General features: G+C 58.0%; 4 protein-coding genes. 2 read left to right on the top strand and 2 right to left on the bottom strand.

Features of this window, described 5'->3' with window-relative positions; all coding sequences use genetic code 11:
* Nucleotides 1-32 precede the first annotated feature (32 nt).
* Nucleotides 33-839: an SDR family oxidoreductase gene (locus AWB68_RS42270; RefSeq protein WP_087650080.1), complete on the bottom strand. Its 807-nt coding sequence runs from the start codon at nt 837-839 to the stop codon at nt 33-35.
* A 500-nt stretch (nt 840-1,339) separates the two neighbouring features.
* Nucleotides 1,340-2,065, bottom strand: a complete 726-nt coding sequence (locus AWB68_RS42265; RefSeq protein WP_235028816.1) for a GntR family transcriptional regulator — start codon at nt 2,063-2,065, stop codon at nt 1,340-1,342.
* Nucleotides 2,066-2,334: 269 nt separating this feature from the next.
* Between AWB68_RS42265 and AWB68_RS42260 the strand changes: the two genes are divergently transcribed.
* On the top strand, nt 2,335-3,684 hold the full coding sequence (locus tag AWB68_RS42260; RefSeq protein ID WP_087650079.1) for an MFS transporter: 1,350 nt from the start codon (nt 2,335-2,337) through the stop codon (nt 3,682-3,684).
* 96 nt (nt 3,685-3,780) lie between these two features.
* Nucleotides 3,781-5,307, top strand: a complete 1,527-nt coding sequence (locus tag AWB68_RS42255; protein WP_087650078.1) for a D-arabinonate dehydratase — start codon at nt 3,781-3,783, stop codon at nt 5,305-5,307.
* The last annotated feature ends 115 nt before the right edge of the window (nt 5,308-5,422 follow it).

Here is a 5,422-nt window from a genome sequence, read left to right as displayed (position 1 = left end):
AAACCTCTCGTGATCAATGCATTCAAATGCGTTCAAAGCACTTCGACGTTGCCGCAGACCGAGATCGCCTGCCCTGAGATGCCGCTGCCGCCCGGCGAACACAGAAAGAGTGCAGTGGCCGCGACTTCCTCGGGGGTTGTCATCCGGCGCAGTGAAATCTTCTCGAGATACTGTTTCTCCATCTCTTCATAGGAGATGCCGAGTTGGCGCGCGCGCGCCTCCATCACGCGCTCGATCCGAGGGCCTTTAACAATGCCAGGCTGAATCGCGTTCACACGGATGCCGACAGGTCCGAGTTCGATAGCAAGACTTTTAGTCAGCCCGACGACCGCCCACTTCGTTGCGGAGTACGGCGTTCGATAGGCGTAGCCCAGACGCCCGGCAACTGAGGACAGGCCGATGATTGCGCCGCCGTTGGGCGCACTGCGCAGGAGCGGCACCGCGCGGCGAGAGAAATAGAATTGCGCGTTCAAGTTCACGTCAATGGTTTGCTTCCACTCGCTCATATCGAGCTCGTCGATGCTGCCCGTGGGACCCGCGATACCTGCGTTGTTGATCAGCACATCGAGGCCGCCAAGTCGATTCTGTACATCGGCGAAGACGCGTTCGACCGCAGCCGCGTCCGATACGTCAGCGAGCGTCGCGGTGATCGCGTTTGATTCCACGCGGCTCTCGGCTTCGAGCAGCGCGTCGATGGCCTGCTGGCTCGCGTCACAGACATGAACGCGCGAGCCGGCATCGACAAACGCGCGTGCAATTACGAGCCCAATGCCGGACGCACCGCCTGTTACGAGCACGCGTAGGCCCACGTTTGGCTTCAACATCTGTAGAACTGTCATGTTTGTCTCCCTTTTGTTTTACGGAGGTATTTGCCACGGTTTATATGCGGGCATCAAACCGAGCGGCTGGGCGAGGTGATCGTCTCCCACAAGGGCAATTGCTTGACTGCATTCTCTCGAAACTTGTGATTCGTGATCACCAAAAAACCGTCGGGTTTTCGCGGCTCAACCATCGGCTGTATGCTTTGTCATACGAAACACCAAGACCTTCTGTTTTTTGAGATTAGTGACTTGTGATCACAACATAGATTCAGTTTGTATCTCGGGTGGGGACGAGTCAACCGGTTTTTGATTGGGATAAACGCTAAGTTGGTTTCTCTTAAAGCGCGCCCCTAGAAGCGCGCCGCGGGCTGCTGACTGTTTGATTTCTAATGGTCATGCGCCAGGTTGGCATCCGGCTGAAAGCGCGGGTGCCCCGCTCATTGCGTCAACGGACACCGCCTCCTCGTCCAGCGAGGACCGCGGAAGTGACTCTCACGGGTGCCGCGCCGGGTGCTGCTCTAGGCCGTTTCCGACTGCGCCGCGTTTGCGGCTTCTCTGCTTAACAATCGCGCCTTGATATCGTCCGCAGCGTCGCCCAGATCGCGCTCGATTCCGGCCCTCGCGGCCTCGCCGTCGCCGCGCTTCAGTGCATCGAAAATCTGCCTGTGTGCTTCCATGGAATGCGCAATGTGGGCAAGGTCCGGCGCGACCAGATTCAAGAATGGACCGATACGCATCCAAAGATTCTGGACCGTTCCCATCATCACTTCGCTGCACCCGTGAGCGTAGATTGCCTGATGGAACTCAAAATTGCCGCGAAGATAGCCCGCAACGTCACCCGCCTTAGCGCGCGCATCCATCCTGTCGAACACCCGCTGCAGAGCGCTGAGATCTGCCTTCGTCATCCGGGTCGCCGCCCGCTTCGCGATACACCCCTCGAGCGCGATTCGACCGTCGCGCAGTTCGTCGAGAATCTCAAGCGTCATTGGGGGCACCATCAACCCCCGGCCGGGCCCGTCAATCAGGGCCCCTTCTGCCTGCAAGCGCGTTAGTGCCCCACGAACGGGCATTGTCGAGGAGCCGACCGCCTCTGCGACACCGCGAAGGGTCAATGTCTGGCCTGGCGCGAACCGGCCCGTCATGATCGCCTCGCGCAATTGAAGGTACACGCGCTCAGCCATCGTCTCGCGTGGAACGAGTTCAAGAGTTGGTAAGTCCTGCGACCCTGAACGAGCGGCTGCCATGATTGCCTCCATCAGGCGAAGTGATTTGTGATCATGATACTCACATATGTGATTCGTGCAACGACCCGACTTCTCCAGCGAAGCGAGGGTTTACCTGATCGACGCAGGTCTTGACGGCCACATTCCGCTCGCATAACCTGATTTTGTGATCACAAATCACGTATCAAAATGAGTTTGCCGCCCGAGCGCACCCGCCGAGACGTCGCCGTTGGGGTGGTCATGGCTGCAGCAACGCCATTGGTACCAAGAAACCGTAATTGGAGACATTTATGCAATCTGACAAAGCCGGCTCGCTAACCGCCTCACCTGAAGATCCTTCGTCACTAAATAGGCGGATCTTTTGGAAACTGATGCCTCTGCTCATCCTCGTGTACACGGTCAGCTTCCTTGATCGCACGAATATTGCGCTGGCGAAGCACTCCATGAGCATTGATCTCGGGCTTTCCGCGGCTTCCTACGGTCTCGGCGCTGGGCTGTTCTTTCTCTCGTATGCTTCACTCGAGATCCCGAGCAACTTGTTGATGCACCGAGTCGGCGCACGTTTCTGGATCACGCGCATCATGGTCACGTGGGGTGTGTTGTCCACTGCGATGGCCTTCGTGCAGGGGGAAACGTCGTTCTACGTGTTGCGCCTTTTGCTGGGGGCAGCCGAAGCTGGTTTCTTCCCCGGCGTCATCTTGTATCTAACCTATTGGTTTGACCGCAAGGATTGCGCGCGCGCAACCGGCTATTTCTTGTTGGGCGTTTGCATTGCAAATGTCATCGGGGGACCGATCGGTGGTGCTCTGCTTGAACTTGATGGCGCGTTCGGAATGCACGGCTGGCAATGGTTGTTCTTCCTGGAAGGGTTGCCTGCGATTGTGCTCGCTTACGTTGTGTGGAAAAAGCTTCCGGATCGACCGAGCGCCGCACCGTGGCTGTCGAAGCAAGAGGCAACTGACCTTGAACGTCGACTGTCGGAACGGGAACACAACGCCGCCCACAATTTCAAGGATTGCCTCCGCGACAAGCAAGTTTGGCTCGCTATCATCGTCTACTTCTGCCACCAGATCACGATCTACGCTGTCATCTTTTTCCTGCCCGGCATCATTGGAGCCTCTGGCCACTTCTCCCCGTTCCTCATTGGAGTGCTTTCGGCCGCGCCATGGCTTGCAGCGTCGATCGGTGCGGCAACGCTGCCGGGTCTGGCTAAGACTTCCGCTCAAAGCCGCGCTCTGCTTGTCGTCGGGTTCCTCATCATGGCCTCTGGTCTCGTGGTGGCGGTATATGCGCCTCCCGCACTTGCTTTGCTGGCGATGTGTGTAGCAGCGCTGATGTTCTTCGGCGTACAGTCCGTGCTCTTTAGCTTCCCCAGCTCGCGCCTGAGCGGGACTGCCCTGGCTGGAGGTTTGGGGCTGTTGAACTCCTGCGGCGTCCTTGGCGGGTTTGTTGGACCTACCGTGATGGGCATCGTCGAGCAAACGACCGGCAAAGCCATAAACGGACTGCTGCTTATGGCTGGCGTGATCGTACTTGCGGCGGTTTGCGCCGTGCGTCTTCGCCACGGCTCTGAACGTCATCCCCGTGACGCAGTGCAAGACCAACACCTCGCAGTGCCTGCGGCCGCGGACCCGCAGTAAGCAACGGCGCATAGGCGTTCCCACACGACGGATCGCTATACCACGCTTACCGTTGTCTGGAATCAGGCTGACAGCCCCACATACACGAGACAGAAAATGACTTCGACCGCTTTAACCGTCAAGTTGAACGAAAACGACGATGTCGCGATCGCGCGTAGTGCACTCGCCGCTGGAACCGTAGTCCCTGAGCTGGGAGGGCTGGTCGTTCGCGACGATATTCCTGCCGCTCACAAAGTTGCTTTGCGCGCCATCGAAGCCGGAGGCACCGTACGCCGATACGGGCAAATCATCGGGTTCGCGACTAAAGCGATTGCGCCGGGCGATCATGTTCACGTCCAAAACATGGCGATGGGCGACTTCGCCCGAGACTATGCGTTCGGAATCGATGCGAAGCGCACCGAACCTCCCGCCTTACCGCTTACTTTTCAAGGATTTCGTCGGCCGGATGGCCAAGTCGCGACACGTAACTACATTGGCGTGATTAGTACCGTCAACTGCTCGGCAACGGTGACAAAGCTGGTCACGCAGCATTTCTCAGCGCCCGGGGCGCTCGACGCGTACCCAAATGTCGATGGCATTGTTCCGATCACCCACAGCTTCGGGTGCTGCATCGATCACGACGGCGAAGGTATTCAGCAATTGCGCCGCACCATTGGCGGCTATGCAAAGCATCCGAATTTTGCGGGCGTTCTTATCATTGGGCTCGGCTGCGAGGCGAACCAGATGGGTGCGATGTTCGTCGCCGAAGGTGTGCAGCCCGGTCCGCTCATGGTGCCGCTCGTGATGCAAGAGCAAGGCGGTACCCAGAAGACCGTCGATGCTGCGATTGCCGCCGTCCAAAAAATGCTCCCAGTCGCGAACGAGGCAACGCGAGAGCCCTTGCCCATCTCCCATCTGAGCATCGCGCTGCAATGTGGAGGATCTGACGGGTATTCGGGGATTACCGCAAATCCTGCACTCGGTGCTGCAGTCGATTTGCTGGTACAGCATGGTGGCACCGCCATTCTCACCGAAACCCCGGAAATTTATGGTGCAGAGCATCTTTTAACCCGACGCGCAATTCGTCCCGAAGTCGGCGAAAAGATCGTTGAGCGAATCCATTGGTGGGAGCAGTACGCGGAAAGAGAGAAAGGCAGCATCGATAACAATCCGACGCCTGGCAACAAGGCGGGTGGGCTGACCACCATCCTTGAAAAGTCGTTGGGTGCGGTGGCGAAGAGTGGCTCATCCCCTCTCATGGGTGTCTATCGCTATGCCGAGCCAGTCGACGTCAAAGGCCTGGTCTTCATGGACGCGCCAGGATACGACCCGATGGGCGCGACCGGCCAGATCGCGAGCGGGGCAAATCTGGTGGTCTTCACGACCGGACGTGGATCCTGTTTTGGCGCCAAGCCGGCACCTTCGATCAAGGTCGCCACGAACACCAGCATGTACAAGCGAATGGCCGATGACATGGACATCAACTGTGGCGAGATCATGGATGGCACGGCGACGGTCGAACAAAAAGGAGAGGAAATCTTCAAGATGATCATTGAGGTCGCGTCTGGCAAGGAGAGCAAAAGCGAAGCGTTGGGCGTCGGCAACGAGGAATTCGTACCTTGGATGATCGGGGCGCAGATGTAATAAGCGAAGCAATCCTGACGATGAGTTACCTCGATGCGGTCGCCGGCGCATTTGCGTCGCGCGATTCAGCTCAGGACCGTCGATGTACTCGAGAATGTGAAAATCCAGAGGTTTA

The sequence above is a fragment of the Caballeronia choica genome (assembly GCF_001544535.1).
Taxonomy (GTDB): Bacteria; Pseudomonadota; Gammaproteobacteria; order Burkholderiales; family Burkholderiaceae; genus Caballeronia; species Caballeronia choica.
Note: the sequence above shows the minus strand (reverse complement) of the source record. Positions and strands in the feature narration are given on the sequence as shown.

Excerpts from the sequence above, each read along its gene's own strand:
- AWB68_RS42270 (WP_087650080.1), bottom strand. The coding sequence starts at position 839 with ATGACAGTTCTACAGATGTTGAAGCCAAACGTGGGCCTACGCGTGCTC.
- AWB68_RS42265 (WP_235028816.1), bottom strand. The coding sequence starts at position 2,065 with ATGGCAGCCGCTCGTTCAGGGTCGCAGGACTTACCAACTCTTGAACTC.
- AWB68_RS42260 (WP_087650079.1), top strand. The coding sequence starts at position 2,335 with ATGCAATCTGACAAAGCCGGCTCGCTAACCGCCTCACCTGAAGATCCT.
- AWB68_RS42255 (WP_087650078.1), top strand. The coding sequence starts at position 3,781 with ATGACTTCGACCGCTTTAACCGTCAAGTTGAACGAAAACGACGATGTC.